Consider the following 22257-nt stretch of genomic DNA (forward strand, 5'->3'; position numbering starts at 1 on the left):
CTCAAATTAACAACAACACCAGTAAATGGTTTGCGCAAGGCGAAGGATTATTTTTATGAAGCTTAAGAACACACTCCTGGCGTCCGCACTTCTTTCCGCGACCGCCCTGTCTGCGAATGCCGCGACAGAGTTGACGCCGGAGCAAGCGGCAGCGTTAAAACCTTTTGACCATACGGTCATTGTGGGTCGCTATAACTCTATTGGCGATGCCGTCGCCGCCGCATCAAAAGCCGCCGATAAAAACGGCGCTGCCTCGTTTTACGTTGTTGACCAGTCCGATCAGGGCAACAGCGGCAACCAGCGCGTGACGATTGCGCTGTACAAAGAGAACGCCCCAAAAGCAGACGAACAGAAAAACCGCGTGATTAACGGCATTGTTGAACTGCCGAAAGATCAGGCTGTTCAGCTGGAACCGTATGACACCGTGACCGTTCAGGGCTTCTACCGCAGCCAGCCTGAAGTTAACGATGCCATCACCAAAGCCGCGAGAGAAAAAGGCGCTTACGCGTTCTATATCGTGCGTCAGGTTGATGCCAACCAAGGCGGAAACCAGCGCATCACCGCCTTCATCTATAAGCAAGATGCGAAAAAACGCGTAGTACAAAGCCCGGATGCCATTCCAGCGGATTCAGATGCGGGACGTGCCGCGTTAGCGAAAGGCGGTGAAGAAGCGAAGAAAGTGGAAATTCCGGGCGTTGCAACCTCGGCGGCACCAAGCGCTGAAGTGGGTCGTTTCTTTGAAACCCAATCCACCAAAGGCGGTCGTTATACCGTTACGTTACCAGACGGCACGAAAATTGAAGAGCTGAACAAAGCCACTGCCGCGCAGATGGTGCCGTTCGACAGCATCAAGTTTACGGGCAACTATGGCAACATGACGGAAATCTCCTATCAGGTGGCGAAGCGTGCTGCGAAGAAAGGCGCGAAGTATTACCACATCACCCGCCAGTGGCAGGAACGTGGTAACAACCTGACCATCAGCGCCGATCTGTACAAGTAACAAAACGGTTTCATAAAGGCGGCGCAGTGCCGCCTTTTTTGTTACTTTTTTTCTGATTTCTGCCACACGTCATTGCATGCATCCTTCACACTCCGTAAAATCCCGCGCCTTAGCGTGATCCACCATTTTTATGCGCCTTAGCGAAATAATTATTCTGGATTTGGACTTTTCATAACAGGAAGCCAATGGAAAAGAAACTTGGCCTGAGTGCTTTAACTGCACTTGTATTGAGCTCAATGCTGGGCGCGGGCGTATTCAGTTTGCCGCAGAACATGGCGGCCGTCGCCAGCCCGGCCGCATTACTGATTGGCTGGGGCATTACCGGTGTCGGGATTTTGCTGCTGGCGTTCGCCATGCTGCTGCTGACCCGTATCCGACCGGATCTGGACGGCGGAATATTCACTTACGCCCGGGAAGGTTTCGGCGAGCTGATCGGCTTCTGCTCCGCCTGGGGTTACTGGCTGTGCGCGGTGATCGCCAACGTCTCCTATCTGGTTATCGTCTTCTCGGCGCTCAGCTTCTTTACCGACACGCCCGAACTGCGCCTGTTTGGCGACGGCAATACCTGGCAGTCCATCGTCGGCGCCTCGGTGCTGCTGTGGATAGTTCACTGGCTGATTTTGCGTGGCGTCCAGACCGCGGCCAGCATTAACCTGGTGGCGACGCTGGCCAAGCTGGTGCCGCTTGGCCTGTTCGTCGTGCTGGCCTTCCTCGCCTTCCGTCTCGATGTCTTTACGCTCGATTTCAGCGGCATTGCGCTGGGCGTCCCCGTTTGGGAACAGGTGAAAAATACCATGCTGATCACCCTGTGGGTGTTCATCGGCGTTGAAGGTGCCGTCGTGGTCTCTGCCCGCGCGCGTAACAAGCGCGATGTGGGACGCGCCACGCTGCTGGCCGTACTGGCGGCGCTGGGCGTTTATCTGCTGGTGACGCTGCTGTCGCTCGGCGTGGTAGCTCGCCCTGAACTTGCGGAAATGCGTAACCCGTCCATGGCCGGGCTGATGGTGAAAATGTTGGGTCCCTGGGGGGACGTGATTATCGCGGCGGGTCTGATTGTTTCCGTTTGCGGCGCCTATCTGAGCTGGACCATTATGGCAGCGGAAGTCCCGTTCCTGGCCGCCACGCACAAAGCGTTCCCGCGCCTGTTTGCCCGTCAGAACAAAAACAGTGCGCCATCGGCCTCTCTGTGGCTCACCAACATCAGCGTGCAGGTCTGTCTGGTGCTGATCTGGCTCACAGGATCGGACTATAACACGCTGCTGACCATCGCCTCCGAGATGATTCTGGTACCCTATTTCTTAGTGGGCGCATATCTGTTAAAAATTGCGACCCGCCCGGCACACTATGCGGTAGGCGTCGGCGCCTGTATTTACGGTCTATGGTTGTTGTATGCTTCCGGACCGATGCATCTGCTGCTGTCCGTGGTGCTCTACGCGCCGGGCCTGCTGGTGTTTATCTACGCTCGCCGTACACATCAGCTTGATAATGCCCTTAAGCGCCGCGAAATGGCATTGATAGGTTTGCTGTTAGTCGCTGCCGTACCGGCAACGTGGATGTTAATGGGATAGCGCCGCCTGTCCCATTGTTGAACTGAAAAGGAGATTACGATGGGACACACGCAGCAACGCCCAATATTGATCACTGGCGCAGGCCGTCGCATTGGCCTCGCCCTCGCCCATCACTTTCTCAATCTTCGCCATCCGGTTATCGTCAGTTACCGCACGGAATATCCCTCCATTGAAGGGCTACGAAATGCCGGAGCAGTCTGCATTCAGGCGGATTTCTCCACAGATGAAGGTATTCTCGCCTTCGCGGACAAAGTGAAGTCGACCACCCACGGACTGCGGGCGGTTATTCACAACGCCAGTACCTGGCTTCCCGAAAAAGCAGGACATTCACTCAGCGAAACGCTCGCCTGCATGATGCAGATCCACGTTAATGCGCCTTATCTGCTCAACCATGCCCTACAGGATTTGCTGCGCGGACACGGCCATGCCGCAGGCGACATTATCCATTTCACCGATTACGTGGTGGAGCGAGGAAGCGACAAACACATCGCCTATGCGGCCAGCAAAGCCGCGCTGGATAATATGACCCGCTCTTTCGCACGCAAGCTGGCGCCCGAGGTAAAGGTCAACGCGATTGCTCCGGCGATGATTTTATTTAACGAAGGCGATGATGCCGAGTATCGTCAGCAGGCGCTCAACAAGTCGTTAATGAAAATTGCGCCCGGCGAGAAAGAGGTGATCGACCTGATCGATTATCTGCTGACCAGCTGTTACGTCACGGGCCGAACGTTTGCCGTGGACGGTGGCCGCCCCCTGCGCTAGTGAAAGCGGCTCCAGAAGAAGATGAGCACCCAGGCGCTGAGGCTCCAGCAGACCACCGCCCCGCCCAGCGCCATGGGCAGACGCAGAAAACCGGTGAAGTACCACAGCGACAGCAGGTAAATAAAATACGGGATGATCGACCACATCCCGAACACAATGGTGGCGCGCAGCGCCTCAATACCCCGCTCAGAGGCCACAATATAGTGCGCGATTAACGCAAAGGTGGGAAACAGCGGGATCAGCCCGGCAATGTAGTAGTTCTTCGTTTTAGCCAGCACCCCAATCAGCAGCACGACCAGCGCACCCAGCGCGGCTTTTATCACCAGCCCCATTCTTTTCCCTTAACAATCAAATAACATTCCCGTGCAGGATAACGGAACTCCGGCTAATTTTGAAAGATTAATGGAAGGTTAAGGTTGCGCGGTGTATGTTGACGTTTTTCGCGATGACAGACGTTGTATGAATAAGATTGTTTATGTTGAAGATGAACCCGAGGTGGGGCAATTAATCGCCGCTTATCTGGGTAAACATGATATGGAAGTGGTTGTCGAGCCTCGTGGCGATCGCGCTGAAGACGTCGTCAACCGCGAAAATCCGGATCTGGTGTTGCTGGACATCATGCTGCCCGGGAAAGATGGTATGACGCTATGCCGGGATCTGCGCGCGAAATGGGACGGCCCGATCGTGCTGCTGACCTCTCTCGACAGCGATATGAATCATATTCTGTCGCTTGAGATGGGCGCAAACGACTACATCCTGAAAACCACGCCGCCGGCGGTTCTGCTAGCCCGTTTACGCCTCCATCTGCGTCAGCGTGCCAGCGCTGAGCGTGAAGCGCCTGCGCCCTCCTTAACGCCGCATAAAGCGATGCGTTTCGGCACACTTTCTATCGACCCGGTCAACCGACAGGTTATGCTTTCCGGGGAGCTGATTGCGCTCTCAACCGCAGATTTTGACCTGCTGTGGGAGCTGGCAACCCATGCCGGACAAATTATGGACCGGGATGCATTGCTGAAAAATCTGCGCGGCGTAAGTTACGACGGAATGGATCGTAGCGTTGATGTGGCGATTTCACGACTGCGTAAAAAACTGTTGGATAACGCCACGGAACCTTACCGCATCAAAACCGTACGCAACAAGGGCTATCTGTTTGCACCGCACGCCTGGGAAACCTGAAAAAGGAGCCAACTGGAATATTCAAAAAATAACTGACGATGCATCGGAATTGTTATCGGTATTCGTCGAAAGTTATCGATTATATGCATCGTCAGTTATGACATATCCTCTGGTCTGATTCCTCTCTCCAGTTCTATTCGATGTGCATTTTTCGCGTAAACAAAAGTAGCGCTAATGTATTTGATTGCTATAGTACAGTATATATTCAGCAGAGCAGGCACCATCATCGATCAAAAATCCGTCACTTAAATGCACATTAGGCTAAAAATGATCTTTACAATTGACTTAATCATTATCTTATCCTTATGAAAACAAAGGGGATAATGGCGAACATATAAATAATATCGATCTTTTTCAATAGCTTACGTGTTTGCAGAAATCTAATTCTCATGCTAAACCTTATACTCTCTCAATTATTTAATGAAAGAGGTATAGCAATGTCATGGAGAGTCATTAGCTCGGTAATTTGTCCTAACACGGGAATCGTTTATTCAAGCATCTTGGGACTCAAGTTCTTGAAACTCATCATTTGGTATGAAAGCGATGTCTATTTGTACCCCGGTGACAGGATATATCCGACAAAAAATGGCGTCTTCATAAATGGTGTTTTCAAGCCTATATCGATATACAACATATCACCTTACAACGAAATGTTGTGGAGTGAAATTAAAAACAAGATGGCCTGCCCATACAATCGAAACCAGCACGAGGAGATATGCACTTACGCGGTGCATTGCAACGCGCGGAAATGCCCGCATGGGTTTGCCACCAACCCACTGATTGTCAGCACAGGTAAATCCAGACATTAGCGAAAATCGGAAATATTGAGATCAAGATAATTAATATTTCTGCTGCACCGCCTTTGTCCGGATAAATCTCCGTGACTACAGCCCAAATGCTCCTGTGGGGACATTTGGGCTGTAGTCACGCCTGGCAACTCTGGCTTCTTGTACCAAATTAATTTTTATTGTGCAATTTTAAGCAAGCCATCCGGAAGGCTAAAATAAAAATTGCTAATTAACCCTGCCCGTGCATTAATGGTCTCGTTAGTCCGATCCAATAATAGTTGGACAAGTTGCATGACAATTCTCATAACCAGGCGCTATCGCTGATATCCCCTCCTTTTGAGTCCACACCTTAGCATTATATGTTTATTAGCTTTTATATCACTTCGGAAATGTTCAAATGGAGTCTTTATGTCATCAAAAATTTTAGGTCTGGTTAAGTGGTTTAGGGAAGATAAAGGCTTTGGTTTTATCTCCCCTGTAGATGGCAGCAAAGATGTTTTCGTGCATTTCTCTGACCTTCAGGGAGAGAACTTCAAAACACTTTTTGAAGGTCAGAAAGTCGAATTTATCATCGTAAGCGGCGATAAAGGCCCTGCTGCTGCGAATGTAACGCTTTGCGATAAATAATATCAGCACACAGCCGCGTTGACGATGATGTTGCTTCTGGCTCGTGGACTGCACAAGCAGTCTACAATCCGATGCTAACTGCTTGTAAATCAGTAAAGTGTTATTGAGGTCAGGCGGCCGCGAAAAACATCGTCTCTTCCACTTCTTGTATGAGTATTTCTTCAGAGACGCTGAGAGGATTTAAACAAAGCGCTACAGTAGGGACAGACAAGCTGGGCCCCCTTTTGTATGCGAGTGAAACTGTGCTCTGACTCTTTAGCGCAGTTTGGACATGAACATTTGACTAAATAATTGCGACGAAGTTGCGAGTTTTTACGTCCCGACATAGGCTGCTCCTGAATGAAAAGGATTGCCACCATACACGTTAAGGCAGGATATTGCTTGCTTTTATTTCCCAAAGAGAGCAAAAAATAGAAAGGAACCACGCTTCTGGAACATTCTTACCTTGCACAATCACAAAGAGATATAGAGTGATATATGAAAAAGGTGATCATTTTTTTTAATGCCAACCCCAGTAAAGTCATTATCGTGCTTAAGGGCATAACGTCTGTACGCCAGACATATCCGGATGGTGAAGAAATAAATCTTCAGATCATGACTGCAAGCTTTCCGTCGTTGACGGGAGATCATAATTCTATCTATGTTGCTTCAGACAGGGAACTTACCTCTCAGGAAATATCTGATGCTGCCAAACAATATTTATAATATTTTCTGTCACTAGTCCGGTTAACAACACAGCATTTATTTCACTCAGAATGAGAAAAATTACAATCCATCATTATTAATGCCTGCAAAATGCAGGCTTTTTTACGACATTGCCCTTTAAATTTAACTATTCCGCATAATCGTGCTGCTCACTTTGCTCCCTCTGTTTCCGAAGAAAGTGTATCATCAACCTTCTTCGCTCCTGTGGTGATATGGATGTCCACGCAGGGCTGACGAAGTAAAGCCGGGTTCTTAATTGATTGATTTAGCGGTGCTATCCAATGAAAAAGCTGTTTGTGCAGTTTTAGTGTGCAGAAAAATTGCAACTCATTGAAATCTATATATTTTACAATATATCAGTGGGTTAGCTCGAAACGTTTAACGGACATCTACGGACGTGTACGGTCTTTTTTGTGCCCCTATTGGTGTCCCTTCTTTCAAAATGCCCCCAAATTTGCCCCCAAGATCCCCCTCTTTTGCGTAGCTCCTTCCAGTTTCGTAACACACCACTTTACGCACTCCATCCTCATCAGCATAATCGCCCCAAATCCGTTTGTAAGACTTAACCAGCGCGCTACTTTTTCTCCCTGCCTTATACTTTCAGTCTGACTGACTGGAGGTTTCTATGTGTGGACGTTTTGCACAAGCCCAAACCCGTGAAGAATATCTGGCTTACCTGGCCGAGGAAGCCGATCGTGACATTGCCTATGACCCGGAACCTATTGGCCGGTACAACGTCGCGCCCGGTACAAAAGTCCTGCTGTTGAGCGAACGAGACGAGCAGTTGCACCTCGATCCTGTTTTCTGGGGTTACGCGCCCGGGTGGTGGGATAAACCGCCACTGATTAATGCGCGTGTCGAAACCGCGGCAACCAGCAGGATGTTTAAACCCCTCTGGCAGCATGGTCGTGCGATCTGCTTCGCCGATGGATGGTTCGAATGGAAAAAGGAAGGCGACAAGAAACAGCCCTACTTCATTCACCGGGAAGATGGCCAGCCCATTTTCATGGCGGCGATTGGCAGTACGCCATTCGAGCGCGGCGATGATGCAGAAGGCTTTCTGATAGTAACGTCTGCAGCTGACAAAGGACTGGTCGACATTCACGACCGCCGGCCATTGGTGCTGTCACCAGAAGCGGCTCGGGAATGGTTGCGACAGGATATAGGCGGGAAAGAAGCTGAAGTGATAGTTGCCGACGGCACAGTGGTCGCCGACAAGTTTATCTGGCACGCCGTTACGCGCGCCGTGGGTAATGTAAAAAACCAGGGTCCGGAGTTAATCGATTCAATCCAATAAATGAACATAAGAGACCCAACACATCCGAAATGAGCAATAAACACATATTGAATTATTAATGTCTTTTCTTGTTCAAGGATGGAAGAACGATTTTATATTATTAGCAGTTTCGAAATGTATAGCTCAATTTGAGATATTTTCGATTTCGCTTAAATATTTATCTATTCTTTCCAGTTCTGGTTTTATTTTATCAGCCATCAATAGCCTGTATTTTTTTTGTTCAGTATCGGTAACATGAACATTTCCATCCATGGCTGTAAATGAACGCCCTCCTCGTGGACTGTTCATTGCTTGAGTTACTCCCTCCATTTCACCTCGATATAAAGCAATCTTCTCATAAGATGCTGATATTAAGGTATTCATTAATTGTATTTTTGCTGTTTTTTGTGCGACCGCCCCACTTTCGGAAAGTTCTTCCTTCTGAGATAAATAAGTTCTTATCAAGTAGAAAAGAGTTACCAACGATATTAATGGATTTAAAGTCCCACCAACGTAATCACCCAAGACTCCAAAATCAGAGGGATTTTTTAATATCGAAGAGAGTGATAGTTTATGAATGTAACTCCAAACTACAAGTGTTACGCCTGTGGCAAGGATTGTTACGGAGAGTATTAGTGTTTTCTTTTCTGTTTTCATTTCTTTGGCATGCAAAATAAACTAAAGCAATACAATACTATACTTTTGATTAATTAAGCAATATCAATAAGTATCTCAGACATGGTGTCAAAACATTGGTTGAAACTACTCACGTCTGCTTTTCGAACAGAGCGGACCAAGACACCAGGAAAATTTATCGGACTCTAAGCAGATCTGAATATCTCGTCGTATATCGAGGCGACAGCATTTCTCGCTTCATCTGCCACTGTTGCTGAATGCCCTGCCCGGCAAAGTAAAGCGTTCCTTTCCCGTCTTTCGCGTTCAAATGATCGAGCACCTCCATCAACCTTTCGCTACCTGCCCGCGGTGCGTTCTCATCGAAAAGGTTCAACTGAGCCACACCTTGGCTGAAGAAGTCACCCAGCATTATTCCTGCTTTCTGGTACCGGTGGCCATCCTTCCAGATTTTGTCCAGGCACTTTACCGCGGCGTTGATGATGTCGCGGGAATCCTGTGTAGGGGTGAGAAGCTTCATTGAAGCACTGTTACCGTAATACGGCTCGTTAATCGCAAAGGGAGAGGTTTTCACGAATGCAGAAATAAAGCGGCAGTACTGATGCTCGCCCCGAAGCTTTTCAGCACCTCTTGCCGCATAACTGCAGATAGCCTGACGCATCTGTTCGTACTCGGTAACGCGTTCGCCGAATGAGCGACTGCAGACGATTTCCTGCTTTGCCGGCGCAAACTCTTCAAGATCGAGACAAGGCTCGCCGCGCAGTTCCCGGACAGTCCGCTCGAGTACAACGTTAAAGTGCTTTCTGATTATCCACGTGCTCTGCTCCGAAAGGTCGAGGGCAGTTTTAATGCCCATTGCGTTCAGCTTTTTGCTGATGCGCCTTCCGACGCCCCATACGTCCTCTACAGGCATGATAGCCAACAGCCGACGCTGGCGATCGATATTGGACAAATCAACAACTCCGCCCGTCTGCCTCTGCCATTTCTTGGCAGCATGGTTGGCCAACTTAGCAAGGGTTTTCGTTTGCGCGATCCCAACCCCGACAGTCAGGTGCGTACGCTTAAGAACCGTAGCGCGGATCTCTTTGCCGAACTCCGTCAGGTCCCGGCAGTTGCGAACACCTGTCAGGTCGCAAAAAGCTTCGTCGATACTGTAAATTTCAACGCGGGGGCTCATTTCCTCAAGCGTCGTCATTACCCGGTTAGACATGTCAGCATAGAGCTCATAGTTGCTGCTGAAGCAAACAACGCCAGCGCGCCTGAATAGATCCTTTTGCTTAAAGAACGGCTCGCCCATGGTAATTCCAGCCGCCTTGGCCTCGGCGCTGCGTGCGATTACACAGCCATCGTTATTTGAGAGAACGACAACCGGCCGCCCTCTCAGGTCCGGCCTGAATACAGTCTCGCATGATGCGTAGAACGAATTCACATCACAGAGGGCAAACATATTCAGCTCGCAGATTTAACGATGAAAGTAACAACGCCAAACACGTCCAGTGTGTCTTCACTGCCAACAACAATTGGACTGTAGGCGCTGTTCATAGGATTGAGTTGTACGGTCGGGCGCAGTTGCAGACGTTTAACAGTGAACTCCCCTTCCACAGCGGCGATAACAATGTCACCGTGCTCAGCAGTGCGCGAGCTGTCGACCACCAGCAGATCACCGTCGCTGATCCCGGCTTCGATCATAGAATCACCCGCGGCTTTGACGAAATACGTTGAACTCGGGTGAGCGACAAGTAACTCATTGAGATCGATGCGCTGTTCAACGTAATCAGCGGCTGGGCTTGGGAAACCACACTGTACTAAGTCACTGAAAAGCGGGAGAGCAATAATTTCTCGCAGTTCTGTAGGCCTGATAAACTCCATAATGCACACCTCAAATACTGTTTTTATATACAGTAGTTTCATTTGGGTATGCACGCAAGACACAGGATCTGTCATGGCCGATTAAAGCTTCACCGTTTCGTTTCTAAGTTTCTACGTCGCTTCGAATTATGAGTTTTGTAAATTTTGTGGCAGTAACTCTATGTGAGCAAATTTAAGCCGGTTTTGAAACAGGGAATTTTTTATAAAGTGTACATACTGCCACGTCATAAATTGTCGCTACCTGCTTCCTGTCTACGCCGTTCGCTATTAGTCGACCTGCCTGCGCCCATTGTTCCAGGGTAAGTTTCGGACGCCTTCCACCTATTCGTCCTTTCTCACGAGCAGCCGCCAACCCCGCCCAGCTGCGCTCAACGATCAGCTCTCTCTCCATTTCGGCCAGGGCTGACATGATGTGGAATATGATACGCCCCATTGGACATAAAGTATCGATAAAGGCAGTGTAGCTTTTGAAGTGAATGCCGCGCTGCCGGAGTTCGCCCACCATGTGTCCTAATTTCCGCTATTGCGACCCTCCAAACCATATTCCCACACAACTAACGCATCTTTTCACGGAGGATTTTCATCAGCTTTTTGAGTGCAGTCTATGCGCCATCGCCCCGCTCGTTCTTTATTCAAAAGTTCGTTCACATTCTTTGCGTACGATAACATATTGCAAGAAAGTCTAATTTTCATTTCTAGTTATCTTTGCATAATTAACTTCAGTATTAACCATGCGTTAACTTCTGAAAAAAACATAATAACTCAGGGCAGCTTAAAATTAATCAACTTTCAGGCTCGAAATTATTTTAAGATATTGCGCCATTGAAAAAATCAAGAGACAGCCATTGAACCAAAGGCAAGAATATTTAAAATAGCAGTTGAAAAAATACGACACCTTTAAAACTCGCATCACAACATTTAATCCATCCAGTATATTACAAGCAATAACCATCATAGACAGTTAAAAAAGCCCGCATCAATTTTATATACTTCACACATTCAATAACAAGTGGGAACCTATCGGTTCCCAATCTCATTAAACTCTTTTTTCAAATTGTATATTTCAGATATTTAGGAATATCTTCTCCATTTATTCCGCACAACCATTTTATTTACAACTCGTCATTTTCAAGTTTCCTTGCCAAAGATCTAATCTTTTTAGCCATTTCTTTTAGATAATCGGCATCTAAAGGAACTTCAAGTTTAGAATAACTTTCCGCAGCTTGCGCCCCTGCATAATTAATGAAAACTCTACTATCTGACTTTTGCCAAGTCAGATAAAGTGCAGATGCATCCATTTTAAAAGCATGACCTTTGTTGTTTCTTGATGTTACATTGTAACTCCCATCCGGAAATTCTATATAAATTCCTTTTTGAGTCGTCATCTTTCTTGCTCTCCTATGTATGTAGCAATACAAAAAATTATGATTACAGACCTATATATATGGTTAAGCACTAACTATCAATAAATCCAAGTGTGTAAAAACCCTTGTTCCTTGATATCAGTATACTGTCATTCCTACTATACGGGCAGTAGGAAAGGTAGTTGGTAACATACCAACGCTGGTTTTACTAAGTTTACCTTTATTCATTCCTTCCAGCATGCATTTCTTGTTCTACGATACGTGTTTTGGATTTGTATAAAGAATCGGCAGGCATCTCGACACGAACGGAGACAAACTGGTCGCGGGGAATATCGACAGGATCGCCATTGCTAATACCCTTCAGTTCGTTCCTGGCGAACGCTGGAGCTTCTGGATGTGTGCGGTGAAAAGTTTTCACCAGTACCGAACCGTCAGCATGAACCTCATAATCAAGCCAGATCAGAGGCTGCTTGTTGCGGTCCGTGGGGATGTCAAAACCGCCGTCAATACCACTCCAGGCGGCGTCAGAATTCAGACCTTCGCATCCTTCTACTAGATATTCCCCCGACGCAATCCTGGTAACCTTAACGCCTTCTGATTCGTCGTTTGTTTCATATCTCCCGTCAGAAAATATCTTTACCACCGGCGATGCAGCCTTAAGGGTGCCATCGCTGGCCTTTGTAGTGTTCCTTGTTGTGTATACCTCTGCCCAGTCAGTCCAGGTTCCCTGATTTGACACAGTGGCGCCAGAACCTCCACGAACGCCCATCCGACCGCCTGCAGTAATTTGAATTTGCCCGATGTAACCTCCTGCGAAGCGGCACATGGTAAAAAGCGGGGAAAAATTATCAAAGTGATTAACGGCATTTACTCCGGCACCGCCATACCAACCATTAAGTGCCATGTAGTTTGCATTATTGCCAAAGCTGCCAATAGGCACACCTTCCCCGGCCCCAGCATTACCTCCAATTCCGTAATCCCTGTTCCTTACAAGCGCACCGGCGGTTTGGTCTATAACACCGGTCAATATATTAGATGTAGCCGCTGTTCCCAAACCGAGGTTTGTGCGACTGCCTTCTGCCGTTGTTGCCCCAGTCCCGCCCTGCCCAATCGGGATAGCTCCATTACTCCCCTTCTACGCCAGCTTACCGATCGCCGGAATGGTTACATGAGTGCCGTTGATGGTGACGGTGATGTTCTGGTTTGCTGAGGTGGTGGCGAACGTCTCCCACGCGCCGATGTTCTCGTCGTACTCTTTAATGAGCTGAGACATGGCCTGTGCCAGCCCATCAACCGAGATAATGTCTGACACAAGGATTCCATACTTCTGGCCGCTCAGCGCCGGGGAAGCAGCTGGCGTAACCGTCATTGACGTCGCGCTGTTGATGGCCGTGATCTGAAACATCTGTACCGGGTTAGAAAGAACAAATAACGTCTGGCCAACCCGAATCTGGCTGGCCGGTGCCGTCCAGTTCGTGCCGGTGCCGGTGGCTGTATTTCCGTTAATGGCGATGGTGCCAGTGTTATAAAGCATATTTTCTCCAGGCAATAAAAAACCCCGCCGGAGCGAGGTTTGTTTTGAGACAGAATGAGTTATTGGCAGGTGGTGCTGGTGAACGTGTTGGCGCTTACCCAGGTCCAGTTAAAGGGATAACCGGCGCGGTACTGCGTCTGATTGTTTTGTTTACGGACTCCGTAAATCTGGACGCTGCTTTCCTGCCCGCCGACCAGGGCTGTTCCGGTGCATACGGGTTGCTGCTTCTCAATAACGCCAGCGCAACCGGAGAGCAATACCGCTACCGCCAGGCAAAGAATCATATTTTTCATAGTGGTTATATCCCAGGGCATTCATGAAGCTACACAATAACAATATGAATCAATGGGATATAATTGATTTGGTAGATCAATTATTCGAAATTGATCGTTCAAAACGATCAATCATAGTTGGCGCAGTTGATGGCCATAATCACGTTCCTCAGATTCGAATACGTAACGTTCTGAAGGTTACCGCCGGGGGTTGTCTGCGGCCTGGCGAATATCCGCGTATTGCTTCCCTCAAGTTTTGCCATGCTCTTGTATATGGCCGAGTAGGGCTGCGGTTGACCGCCAGCCGATACAACCCCGGTAATTAGTCCCAGCATGGCAGGCATGCAGGCCCACTTCCCCGCCAGAGTTGTATTGATGTTGTATCCTGAGCTGGCATCCACCCCGGCGGTACCGAGGGTGACAACATCGCTCAGCGTGCGCGTTTCGTTTGTTAAAATCAGCGTCCCTGATGCATCCCACACAGCCAGCCCGTAGTCTGGCTTTGTCTGCGGGAAAATAGAGAAAAAATAAACGTACGCTGTGCCGGTTGCATTCGGTCTGAGAAAATCAATCGTGATGGTGTTCCCGCTTATCGTCTGAGTTATTTCGACCTCAACCGTGCAATGAACGAAGGCGACAACAGGCTGACCTGCGGGGAATGTGTGCGTCACTTTGGTATTGTACCCCGATGTTCCCTGAAGTGCCGCTGTCTTTCGCGCCTGAAGAGCGATTGGCGAGCTGTTAGCGGTCACCCATACTTCCCCGCTCGTGGTCGTCAGTAAAACGCCATACTCCGCCATTTATGCCCTCTCGATCTGGAAAATGAGATAAGCCGCTGCCGCAGGCTCAGTCCCTGCTGAGTAGTCGGTATCGCCTACTGCTGACACTGTTGCTGTTCCCCCCGAAATGGTGATCTTCCTCCGACTCGTACCAAACTGATCGCCGTTCATGCTCTGAAAATAGGTCAGCCTGCAACCCGGTGGAAGCGCTACGGTGTAAGAGCCTGTTTTCTGGTTCTGGGCCAGCTGGAGATAGCCACAAACGCTGACAGGCTTAACGCCATAGTTGTTTACCTTGCCTGATGCGTCCCATGTCTGAACACCATATTCCGCCATCCAGTTCTCCTGAAAAACAAAGAGGCCCCGTAAGAGGCCTCCCGTTACCATGTTCCCGTGATTCTCCCGATCTGCACCCTCAACACATTGTTGGCATCCTTGACACTGATCGTCTGATTAGTCTGCTTCATCGCCCCTTCCCCCGCGGTTGAACCGTAGTTTTCAAGCGTGCCCGTCCTAAAGTTTATAGACAGGCCAGCCTGGTTCTGAACGTAGTTAACCGAGCTGATGGTTTCAGCCAGTTTCGCTCGCGTGATAGTGGCATCACCTATTACCGTATCCCTGATAATTACCTGCCCGTTCTGGATAACGAACGGAAGGGTCACCGTGGCTCCGGCCTGGTGCGTTACGGCGAAGCGGTCAGCCAGGAAGATAACCTGCGACTGCATGCCGGACGGCGTATTCTCCACGCCTATCCCCATCCCTGCGGCGTAGTACTGACCGTTGCTGGATAACCCGACCTTGATGCTGTACATCGCCTTCAGGTCCCCGTTGACGTTCGCAATGGCCTGCGCGTTGGTGGTGATCGCTGAAGTATGCCCGTTGACGGTTGCCGTGATGCTGTTTACCTGCGTGGCCATAGCCTGCTGGTAATCGGAGAACGTCTGGTTCAGGCTGTTGATGGATGCCTTGTTGCCGTTCACGTCAGTCTGCAAACTCAGCAGCGAGCGCGCCGTCGCCTCCTTCTCGTTGACGATCACCTCATCAATGCGGTCCAGCTGAGCGCTGTTACCGGCGACGGATGCAGACAGCGTTTTGCGCGCGGCCACCTGAGCCAGATTGCCCTGAATAATCGCGATGGCGGAGTTCTTCACACCTCCCGCCATGCCGTCCATAGACACGTTGATGCTATCGATACGCTGACCTAGTGCGGTATCGGCCGTCGCCACTGTCTGCTCAAGCTCGTTCAGAGAAGAAGACACATCTCCGACCTTGCTCGACAGGTTTGTAACGTTGGTCTGAACCTTTCCGATATCCTGGGCATTTTGGGCAATTTTCTGCGCCTGTTGCTCCAGTTCGTCGTTGGCCTGTTTGATGTCGTTAGCCATGCCAGCAATTTTTTCATTGCTGTCCACCGCGTTCTCGATCAGGTCTTTGAACGTATCGGAGCCTTTCATGTCCTCCAGGATTGCATCGGTGATGTCGGATACATCGATGCTGGCCTGCCCGCGCACAAAGTCTGTATACCCTGATTCGTTTCCGCTGCGGTCCACCAGCTGCGCGCGGTACCAGAAAATTTGCCCTGCCTTTAGGCCCATCTGCTGATACTTGCGCTGCGGAAAGGGTACGTCTGCCAGCAGCATCACATCGTCTTCCGTCCCGGCCAGGCTGTACTGAATTTCCGTCTTCAGCGTGTCGTCGGTATTCGCGGGGAATCCCCAGCTCAGCTCAATACCGAATACCACGTTTTCAGAAGCGATGAAGCCGACCGGCTTCGGTGGATTGCCCACTTTCCCCGTCAGCGTTTTCTCTTCCGAATAGCCCCATCCGGACGAGATTTCTGCGGCATTGATTGCACGCACGCGCACCAGGTAGCGCCCTGCATAAATCCCGGGGACGTCGAATGACGTGGTGGAGCTGCGCGGCACGTTAACCCAGTTCCCGTCGTTGCGGCGCCATTGCGCTTCATAGGCGATAGCGTTCTGCGCCTGGTCCCAGCTCACGCGCATCGTTTCGACGCTGATATTTTGCTGTACCACAGAAAACGAGCTGATCACGATGTTCGCAGGCGGCGACTGGTTGCCCGGCGGGATCACGCTCACCGGCCGCTGGTCAATGATGGCTCCCGTATCAATGCGATCGAATTTATCCGGATCGTGATTTGCACCGACGATTATGAACGTGCCGTCATTATTATCAGTTACCGTAATAACGCGATACTGCTGTGCGTAGAGCTCATCAGACTCAATGACCCATACGGCCTCAGCCACAGGCGTTTCGCTGTAAGCAGTCGTAACGGTTACTTTATTGCCCCTTATCGACTGGATGGTGCGTGACTGCGAAACCCCTGATGGCAGATTGACAATCATCCTGTCGCCCGAAGATGCATCCGGTGCCCTGTCCAGCGTCAAAACACGACCATTCACCGCAGAAACACGGCCGCCAAGGTCACGTCCGGAAAGATTTCGGTCGGCTACAGCAATTACATAGCCAGGCTGTGGAATGTTACCGTCTTCCCCTACATTTAAAGTAACAACGCGATCTTTGTTATTGGTGAGGATCCCCCATCGCCCCTTTCGGTTCGCCTCCGATTGCCGGGTACAACCAATAGCTGTTATCTCAAGTTGATTAAAACCATAACGCGAAACCAGCGCCTGTTCAAAAACAGGTTCCATCGCATCAGAATAGGCGTTATCAGGATCAGACCAGGATACGAGCGCATTGGTATAACGGTTCTTTGTGGTGCTGCTGGAATAGGTAAACCGGCCATCGATAACGTTCGCATGCGTGTATGTAAAATCAACATCCCTCGGCATGTCCGCCAGCGCAACAATCTGGTCGTCGCCCCAGTAGGTCATCCCGCGGAAGATAGCAGCAAAATCACGCAGGACCGTATAAGCGTCGTTGCGTTCCTGAATGTAGACGTTGCAGGTATAACGTGGTTCGGTGCCACTTCCGCCTTTGCCATCCGGCACCATCTGATCGCAATACTGTGCAACCTGGTAAAGTGTCCATTTGTCTATGTTCGCTGTTGTGAGACGATCCCCAAGCCCGAAACGGTCGCTAACCACCAGGTCGTAGAATATCCACGCAGGGTTATCTGTCCAGGCCCATTTGAATGTCCCAAGCCACGTACCGCTATAAGTTCTTGTTTCCGGATCGTAAGTATCCGGTACGCGGATGACACGACCACGTGGTTCACAGGCAATTTGGGGAATAGAGCCATTGAACTGGCTGGAATCAAACTCGATGTACAACAGAGCTGTGTTTGGATAGCGCAGTTTGGCATCGATGACCTCTGTATAACTTTGGAGCGTCATCGTGTCGCCAATTTTGGCACTGTTTGCGTCAGCGGTAATTTTGCGCAGTCTGATGGTCCAGGTGCTGCCAGCTTTCGGTAAATCGATGCGATGGCTGCGTTCATAACCGGATGTGGTTTTACCGGTCACATTAGTATCAAGGACCTTTTGCCAGCTACCACCGTCCGTCTGAAGCTCCACCACATAGTTGATGGAATACCCTACCAAATCCCCGTTATCTTGCTGTTTGAAAAGAGATGGCCACTTCAGGCGCAGGCGAACCGCTGAAAGCTGCGTATTGGTGAAGGTATGCGTCCAGGCTGTTTCGCTGGATACTTCGGTACCGACGCTGATTTCATTTTCTGTGCCAGGTATCCCCTGAATGTAATCCTGAGCCTGTGTCCCTGGGCGAAACTCCCACACGACACCGCTGAAGTTTTGAGAGCCGTCAGCATTCTCCAGGGCCGTTCCGTCCAGGTAGATATCTTTCGCCGTCAGCTGCCCTGCAAATTCCCCCTCTCCTAGTGCAACGAGGATTTTTGCCTTTGCAACAGATTGCAGATCATCAGGCTGTTCGGTAGGGGTTCGGGAACTTGAGCTGCCGCCCTTGCGGCCTTTTATAGCGATTGCAGTTGCCATATTGCGCCCATAAAAAAGCCACCTTGAGGTGGCCTATATATATAACATTAATATTAGATGAAGATTGCTGATTAATACCAATCTGAAAAAGTATAAACTAATTTTGTTTCTTTGAGATCCCTACCAACTATAGCGGACAATCTAACATAATCTGGAGACTTGATAGGTATCAAGCTTGCTAAATAAGCAGGTCTATCATTAATTATTCTAACAACCTTGGCTCTAGAGCCTATCATTTTCATTTCAATATTACTTTCAGCTATTTCTGGAAACTGAGTGACAAACGAATCCATTTCTTTCAGAACATGGTCGAGAAGAGCGATAAGAAATTCTGTCAAGTGAACATGTTGAGATATTTTCGCACCATCAATATGCTTACAAACGAAATCGAGAGTCACTTTTCGAGGATTATACCCATAGACCTCACAAGCCTTTTGAATATCTTCCTTAATTTCCTCATTCAACCTATTCCTTTTTTCTAAAGTTGTCATTATGTAATTGTAGTTACTTACAAAAGCTGAGATTCTCATTAGGTTGCGCCAACTTCTCCCCAGTTCCTCAGTCGTTGGCTGGAAAGGTTTAACATGAATAACTTTATAATTAATCCATCTCACAAATTTTTGTTTAAAAGTAAAATTACTAGTTTGGACTGGCCCAATAAAATAATATCGTGAGACATCAACATTAAGAAGCCTTTCATTCATCAAAATAATAGGAACTTCGAAAGCCCTTTTTAGAGGATCGGAGGAAGTGAGGCCTAAATAGTTAGACTTTATGGAAACAAGACAATTCAGCCCAGACACAGCATCCGTTAAGATCTTATTTGCCAAATCAAAACGCTCCCGTTCCACACGAAATCTCTCATGCCTTTTATTGAAGATGTATGCAACTCCAGCACCCAGCAATGCTGAAAAAAAAGCAACAAAAAAGGGGAACAAATAATCCTTTATTACATCATTTTCCTGTTTGAGTTCCAAAATAGATTTGGCAATAATGAGAGCATCTTGATTCATAGTTATTAACCATCTGTAATTATGATATGGTTATAACACTTTTACATTTTGTCTTCCACATAGATTCCGGCTGAGATAATCGCACCTCCGATTCGCCGGCGGCCATAAAGAAGAGGTACCGGATACCCCTGGGCTGTCGTGTTTGTTACTCCACCAAATGCATAGCTGGCGCGGTTATCTGCTGATTGCTTGCTGGCTAGCCCGGTAGTCTGGGGAGAAAGCATCTGGACTACGCCGCCGATCGCCATTGATGCCCCAATCCCCGCCACAGCTCCCCATCCACCAGCAAAAGCAGTCCCACCAATCCCGATCGCGGCCCCTCCCGTGACGAACGCAGCAACAGCGACAAGGGCAACCCCGAGGATTGTCTGAAAAACCCCGGCTCGCTTACTGCCGATGATCACCGGCGCGATACGGATTTCCTCTGTGCTCCTGTCCATACTGAGTTCATCGTTTACGAGGTTTCGTTTCCCGCTGAATACCGCATAAGTTAAACCTCGTTGCTTACTGGTATTCAGGAAACGTTCAAAACCCGGTACGATAATGCTCAAGGCGCGGATGGCCTCCTTTGGTGAAGCTACTGATAAACGATATTCACGCCCAAAGGTGGCGCCTAGCACGCCGTAAAACGAATTGTGCGGACAGGCTCAACATTGAGTAATGCAGCCATTTTCCCCCCATACAAAACTGTCACAGGCGGTTATCAGAAACAGTCTTTAAACCGCAGTATTTTCATTGTGCGCTCACGCCAGTAACCGCCATAAGGTACGCGCTGGCTCAGATGCCCATAAAGGTGATGCAGTAGCATGTTGCCTTCCAGCAGAATTCCCGCATGATTCCACTTATCAGCCTGAACTTGCATAATCACCATATCGCCTGGTTTCGGTGGCCCATCGAATTCACGGAATCCGCACTCGTACCAGCAATCCTGATAGAAGTTGTCCGGATAGTCGTTTTCCCACCAGGGATAATCAACCCGGTAATCGTGGAGTTCGATACCATGCGTTTGCCGGAAATAGCTCATTACCAGCCCCCAGCAGTCGAAGTGACCAAGCACAAAAGGACGCTCCAGCAGCGGCAGCTCTCCGCGCGGCTGAATGGTGCGTAAATCCCCCTCTGGCCAGCTCACGATATGCCAGGGTAAAAGCGTTGAGTCGCATTGCGCTTTATCCAGTTCGCTCGGCTGCGTAGTGGCGTCAGGGTGACTATGCACAACGGCGATCACCGTCCCCCAATCCTCAGCGGCTGCGTAATCTTCGGGGCAAAGGACAAAATTGTCCTCCGGCGCCGCGGCAAGATTCCGGCAAGGAAAATAACGTTCAACGCGGCTTTTCTGCGCCACCACACCACAGCACTCACGAGGATATTCAGCGGCAGCATGCGCCATAATCGCATCAATTGTTTTCTGACGCATATCAGCTCCTGATCAGCGACGTTCCCGGGAATCCACCAAACGAGAGTTGGTTATTTTCGCCGAACCGAAGTTTGCAGGCCGTCAGCGTGCCGTTGCATTCATCCTGTGACGGATCGCTTACCGGGTTGTTGTTTTTGTCGAAATAGCGCGTACCGGCATAGTCGCAGCCGTCGCCGGTGCGGTACTTATTGCGCATGCACCAGGTACATAGGGAATGAAGCTGCCGCGTGGGGATCATCTTACCCTGCAACGACATCGGGCTATCGAGTACGAATTCGATACTTTCGCCCGGAATTTCGCTGCTTTTGCCATCGATGTAAAAAACTCGTTTTCTGACCTGTTGCGGATCAGCTGTTGCGTTACCTGCGGGGAAGTTCTTCGCATCGAGATAATGTGAATAAGTGTCATGGATAGTGACTTTCGCCTGTAGCATATCGTCATAAGCTAGGCACAGCGCTGTAATCTTGCTATCGATATCTGCAACCGTGAGCGTTGGCTGGGCGCTGTTGCCGTCTGTGGAGGCTTCAAGCCCTTCAATTTGATACGGCCAGGCGGCATATTCCTCCCCTTGCCACCAGATACTTTTCGCCTTCAGCTTTGATTCATCCCCACCAGCGGCTGCGATTTCTTCTTCTGTGTGCGGGAAGTTGTACGCGTGAAATCGCAGTACATCATCCACGCCGAACGTAGAACCATCAACTTCGATAAGACGGACTTTGTTGCCGGGCTCAAGACTTTGATAGTCTGCTGTGATCATGGTGCGTACGCCTGTTTGAATGTTGCGGAAATGGTCATGACTTTGCTGGACAAGGGCTGTGACTTGATTGATTCGGCCTCAATCCGGAAGAGTCCTGTTTCGCCAACTGGAGATGTCCAGATAAATGCCTTTGTGACGTGAGAACGAAAAAATTTTAGAGCCTGAAGCATGTCCGTATTTTTGCCCGTTAGGGTTACAGGCCATGACTGCTTTTCAGGGTTGATGCCTTCCCCGGCAATCTGCTCATAGCCGTCGCCAAAGGTTGCAGAGCGGGTTTTATGGTTAAACGTTCCCTCCATTCCCGCCTGTATCTGCGTTCGCCAGGTGAACGTTTCCAGGGCCATGTTTGCTCCATAAAAAAAGCCACCCGAAGGTGGCTTGTGACAGTATGAGAAGGAGATTAGCGGGTTTCACAACCAAGCTGAGACTTGTCGATAATCTGCGTGCCTTCAACACGGTAACCATATGTGCCGAACAGAAATGCGTGATTTAATTGATAAATAACAACATCGCTTAAGCCTACTGAACACTTATCTTTTTCAATAGCCCGATCCATTGCAGTTTTAACGCTCGGAATGCCCAGCGGGAAAATTACAATTGGGGCTTTGTCTTCACCAGTCACACGTTGACCTTTTTCAAACTTAGCTGCGTTCAGGTTGTAATTTTTAGTACTACCAACTGTCATATCAGCAACACGAACAGTACAGCCAGACAACATTAAAGCCCCAAGAGCTAAAGCCACTACCTTCTTCATTTTAAGTTTCCTTTAATTGCAATCGGAAACA

24 protein-coding genes and 2 pseudogenes are annotated in these 22257 nt (G+C 49.2%); 8 read left to right on the forward strand and 18 right to left on the reverse strand.

From position 1 onward, the window contains the following. The first annotated feature begins 55 nt into the window (after positions 1-55). The 3 genes from ydgH to folM all read left to right on the forward strand — a co-directional run bounded on the left by ydgH (position 56) and on the right by folM (position 3330). Positions 56-1000, forward strand: a complete 945-nt coding sequence (gene ydgH / locus ACOTYH_RS00465; protein ID WP_000769339.1) for a DUF1471 family protein YdgH — start codon at positions 56-58, stop codon at positions 998-1000. Between the two features lie 185 nt (positions 1001-1185). Next, complete coding sequence (locus ACOTYH_RS00470) at positions 1186-2568, forward strand: amino acid permease (protein ID WP_003857548.1); 1383 nt, start codon at positions 1186-1188, stop codon at positions 2566-2568. 39 nt (positions 2569-2607) lie between these two features. Further along, positions 2608-3330 carry a dihydromonapterin reductase gene (gene folM, locus ACOTYH_RS00475; RefSeq protein WP_003857550.1) on the forward strand — a complete coding sequence of 241 codons (723 nt, stop codon included), beginning with the start codon at positions 2608-2610 and terminating at the stop codon, positions 3328-3330. Here the strand turns inward: folM and ACOTYH_RS00480 are convergent. Continuing rightward, a complete protein-coding gene (locus ACOTYH_RS00480) occupies positions 3327-3662 on the reverse strand; it encodes a GlpM family protein (protein WP_015570648.1) in 336 nt (111 codons plus the stop codon). The genes folM and ACOTYH_RS00480 overlap by 4 nt on opposite strands. 127 nt (positions 3663-3789) lie before the next feature. Here ACOTYH_RS00480 and rstA point away from each other — a divergent pair, with 127 nt between their 5' ends. The 3 genes from rstA to ACOTYH_RS00495 all read left to right on the forward strand — a co-directional run bounded on the left by rstA (position 3790) and on the right by ACOTYH_RS00495 (position 5921). After that, a complete protein-coding gene (rstA, locus tag ACOTYH_RS00485) occupies positions 3790-4506 on the forward strand; it encodes a two-component system response regulator RstA (RefSeq protein WP_015570649.1) in 717 nt (238 codons plus the stop codon). 437 nt (positions 4507-4943) lie between these two features. Continuing rightward, positions 4944-5315 (forward strand): anti-adapter protein IraM, encoded by a 372-nt coding sequence (gene iraM, locus ACOTYH_RS00490; protein WP_023296508.1) that lies wholly within the window; start codon positions 4944-4946, stop codon positions 5313-5315. 387 nt (positions 5316-5702) lie between these two features. Then, complete coding sequence (locus ACOTYH_RS00495) at positions 5703-5921, forward strand: cold shock domain-containing protein (protein WP_077580105.1); 219 nt, start codon at positions 5703-5705, stop codon at positions 5919-5921. A 161-nt stretch (positions 5922-6082) separates the two neighbouring features. Here ACOTYH_RS00495 and ACOTYH_RS00500 read toward each other — a convergent pair whose 3' ends face one another. Beyond that, on the reverse strand, positions 6083-6280 hold the full coding sequence (locus ACOTYH_RS00500) for a YnfU family zinc-binding protein (protein ID WP_306414190.1): 198 nt from the start codon (positions 6278-6280) through the stop codon (positions 6083-6085). A gap of 118 nt (positions 6281-6398) precedes the next feature. Here ACOTYH_RS00500 and ACOTYH_RS00505 point away from each other — a divergent pair, with 118 nt between their 5' ends. After that, a complete protein-coding gene (locus ACOTYH_RS00505; protein ID WP_017384578.1) occupies positions 6399-6626 on the forward strand; it encodes a hypothetical protein in 228 nt (75 codons plus the stop codon). A gap of 625 nt (positions 6627-7251) precedes the next feature. Beyond that, positions 7252-7923, forward strand: a complete 672-nt coding sequence (locus tag ACOTYH_RS00510) for an SOS response-associated peptidase (protein ID WP_421637482.1) — start codon at positions 7252-7254, stop codon at positions 7921-7923. A gap of 123 nt (positions 7924-8046) precedes the next feature. Here the strand turns inward: ACOTYH_RS00510 and ACOTYH_RS00515 are convergent, their stop codons facing one another. From ACOTYH_RS00515 to ACOTYH_RS00590, 16 genes and pseudogenes are all read right to left on the reverse strand, one after another. Then, positions 8047-8559, reverse strand: a complete 513-nt coding sequence (locus ACOTYH_RS00515; protein WP_421637483.1) for a hypothetical protein — start codon at positions 8557-8559, stop codon at positions 8047-8049. 154 nt (positions 8560-8713) lie between these two features. After that, on the reverse strand, positions 8714-9982 hold the full coding sequence (locus tag ACOTYH_RS00520; RefSeq protein ID WP_421637484.1) for a Y-family DNA polymerase: 1269 nt from the start codon (positions 9980-9982) through the stop codon (positions 8714-8716). Between the two features lie 2 nt (positions 9983-9984). Then, positions 9985-10404 carry a translesion error-prone DNA polymerase V autoproteolytic subunit gene (locus ACOTYH_RS00525; RefSeq protein WP_020884462.1) on the reverse strand — a complete coding sequence of 140 codons (420 nt, stop codon included), beginning with the start codon at positions 10402-10404 and terminating at the stop codon, positions 9985-9987. Positions 10405-10576: 172 nt separating this feature from the next. After that, positions 10577-11080 (reverse strand): annotated as a pseudogene (locus ACOTYH_RS00530) (recombinase family protein). Positions 11081-11516: 436 nt separating this feature from the next. Continuing rightward, on the reverse strand, positions 11517-11789 hold the full coding sequence (locus ACOTYH_RS00535; RefSeq protein ID WP_421637485.1) for a hypothetical protein: 273 nt from the start codon (positions 11787-11789) through the stop codon (positions 11517-11519). Between the two features lie 199 nt (positions 11790-11988). Beyond that, positions 11989-13302 (reverse strand): annotated as a pseudogene (locus tag ACOTYH_RS00540) (phage tail protein). A 59-nt stretch (positions 13303-13361) separates the two neighbouring features. Then, positions 13362-13595 (reverse strand): phage exclusion lipoprotein Cor, encoded by a 234-nt coding sequence (gene cor / locus ACOTYH_RS00545; protein ID WP_017694300.1) that lies wholly within the window; start codon positions 13593-13595, stop codon positions 13362-13364. 107 nt (positions 13596-13702) lie between these two features. Then, positions 13703-14374 (reverse strand): hypothetical protein, encoded by a 672-nt coding sequence (locus ACOTYH_RS00550; RefSeq protein WP_400212442.1) that lies wholly within the window; start codon positions 14372-14374, stop codon positions 13703-13705. Beyond that, complete coding sequence (locus tag ACOTYH_RS00555) at positions 14375-14689, reverse strand: hypothetical protein (RefSeq protein WP_017694302.1); 315 nt, start codon at positions 14687-14689, stop codon at positions 14375-14377. A gap of 44 nt (positions 14690-14733) precedes the next feature. After that, positions 14734-18288 (reverse strand): host specificity protein J, encoded by a 3555-nt coding sequence (locus tag ACOTYH_RS00560; protein WP_421637486.1) that lies wholly within the window; start codon positions 18286-18288, stop codon positions 14734-14736. A gap of 71 nt (positions 18289-18359) precedes the next feature. After that, on the reverse strand, positions 18360-19301 hold the full coding sequence (locus ACOTYH_RS00565) for a hypothetical protein (RefSeq protein ID WP_421637487.1): 942 nt from the start codon (positions 19299-19301) through the stop codon (positions 18360-18362). Between the two features lie 41 nt (positions 19302-19342). Further along, the gene (locus tag ACOTYH_RS00570; RefSeq protein WP_421637488.1) at positions 19343-19921 is read right to left on the reverse strand and encodes a tail assembly protein; all 579 of its coding nucleotides are present in this window, start codon (positions 19919-19921) and stop codon (positions 19343-19345) included. Between the two features lie 83 nt (positions 19922-20004). Then, the gene (locus ACOTYH_RS00575; protein WP_421637489.1) at positions 20005-20715 is read right to left on the reverse strand and encodes a C40 family peptidase; all 711 of its coding nucleotides are present in this window, start codon (positions 20713-20715) and stop codon (positions 20005-20007) included. Position 20716: 1 nt separating this feature from the next. Next, on the reverse strand, positions 20717-21472 hold the full coding sequence (locus ACOTYH_RS00580; RefSeq protein WP_421637490.1) for a phage minor tail protein L: 756 nt from the start codon (positions 21470-21472) through the stop codon (positions 20717-20719). Further along, positions 21469-21816, reverse strand: coding sequence for a phage tail protein (locus ACOTYH_RS00585; protein ID WP_023296494.1), 348 nt, complete (start codon positions 21814-21816; stop codon positions 21469-21471). The genes ACOTYH_RS00580 and ACOTYH_RS00585 overlap by 4 nt, the downstream gene beginning before the upstream one ends. Before the next feature lie 56 nt (positions 21817-21872). Further along, positions 21873-22226, reverse strand: coding sequence for a hypothetical protein (locus tag ACOTYH_RS00590; RefSeq protein WP_020690998.1), 354 nt, complete (start codon positions 22224-22226; stop codon positions 21873-21875). Positions 22227-22257: the final 31 nt, after the last annotated feature.

Source organism: Enterobacter cloacae complex sp. SHL001, assembly GCF_049236825.1.
GTDB lineage: Bacteria > Pseudomonadota > Gammaproteobacteria > Enterobacterales > Enterobacteriaceae > Enterobacter > Enterobacter hormaechei_C.

Coding starts and splice junctions, on each gene's coding strand:
- ydgH (WP_000769339.1), top strand. CDS start 56: ATGAAGCTTAAGAACACACTCCTGGCGTCCGCACTTCTTTCCGCGACC.
- ACOTYH_RS00470 (WP_003857548.1), top strand. CDS start 1,186: ATGGAAAAGAAACTTGGCCTGAGTGCTTTAACTGCACTTGTATTGAGC.
- folM (WP_003857550.1), top strand. CDS start 2,608: ATGGGACACACGCAGCAACGCCCAATATTGATCACTGGCGCAGGCCGT.
- ACOTYH_RS00480 (WP_015570648.1), bottom strand. CDS start 3,662: ATGGGGCTGGTGATAAAAGCCGCGCTGGGTGCGCTGGTCGTGCTGCTG.
- rstA (WP_015570649.1), top strand. CDS start 3,790: ATGAATAAGATTGTTTATGTTGAAGATGAACCCGAGGTGGGGCAATTA.
- iraM (WP_023296508.1), top strand. CDS start 4,944: ATGTCATGGAGAGTCATTAGCTCGGTAATTTGTCCTAACACGGGAATC.
- ACOTYH_RS00495 (WP_077580105.1), top strand. CDS start 5,703: ATGTCATCAAAAATTTTAGGTCTGGTTAAGTGGTTTAGGGAAGATAAA.
- ACOTYH_RS00500 (WP_306414190.1), bottom strand. CDS start 6,280: ATGGTGGCAATCCTTTTCATTCAGGAGCAGCCTATGTCGGGACGTAAA.
- ACOTYH_RS00505 (WP_017384578.1), top strand. CDS start 6,399: ATGAAAAAGGTGATCATTTTTTTTAATGCCAACCCCAGTAAAGTCATT.
- ACOTYH_RS00510 (WP_421637482.1), top strand. CDS start 7,252: ATGTGTGGACGTTTTGCACAAGCCCAAACCCGTGAAGAATATCTGGCT.
- ACOTYH_RS00515 (WP_421637483.1), bottom strand. CDS start 8,559: ATGAAAACAGAAAAGAAAACACTAATACTCTCCGTAACAATCCTTGCC.
- ACOTYH_RS00520 (WP_421637484.1), bottom strand. CDS start 9,982: ATGTTTGCCCTCTGTGATGTGAATTCGTTCTACGCATCATGCGAGACT.
- ACOTYH_RS00525 (WP_020884462.1), bottom strand. CDS start 10,404: ATGGAGTTTATCAGGCCTACAGAACTGCGAGAAATTATTGCTCTCCCG.
- ACOTYH_RS00535 (WP_421637485.1), bottom strand. CDS start 11,789: ATGACGACTCAAAAAGGAATTTATATAGAATTTCCGGATGGGAGTTAC.
- cor (WP_017694300.1), bottom strand. CDS start 13,595: ATGAAAAATATGATTCTTTGCCTGGCGGTAGCGGTATTGCTCTCCGGT.
- ACOTYH_RS00550 (WP_400212442.1), bottom strand. CDS start 14,374: ATGGCGGAGTATGGCGTTTTACTGACGACCACGAGCGGGGAAGTATGG.
- ACOTYH_RS00555 (WP_017694302.1), bottom strand. CDS start 14,689: ATGGCGGAATATGGTGTTCAGACATGGGACGCATCAGGCAAGGTAAAC.
- ACOTYH_RS00560 (WP_421637486.1), bottom strand. CDS start 18,288: ATGGCAACTGCAATCGCTATAAAAGGCCGCAAGGGCGGCAGCTCAAGT.
- ACOTYH_RS00565 (WP_421637487.1), bottom strand. CDS start 19,301: ATGAATCAAGATGCTCTCATTATTGCCAAATCTATTTTGGAACTCAAA.
- ACOTYH_RS00575 (WP_421637489.1), bottom strand. CDS start 20,715: ATGCGTCAGAAAACAATTGATGCGATTATGGCGCATGCTGCCGCTGAA.
- ACOTYH_RS00580 (WP_421637490.1), bottom strand. CDS start 21,472: ATGATCACAGCAGACTATCAAAGTCTTGAGCCCGGCAACAAAGTCCGT.
- ACOTYH_RS00585 (WP_023296494.1), bottom strand. CDS start 21,816: ATGGCCCTGGAAACGTTCACCTGGCGAACGCAGATACAGGCGGGAATG.
- ACOTYH_RS00590 (WP_020690998.1), bottom strand. CDS start 22,226: ATGAAGAAGGTAGTGGCTTTAGCTCTTGGGGCTTTAATGTTGTCTGGC.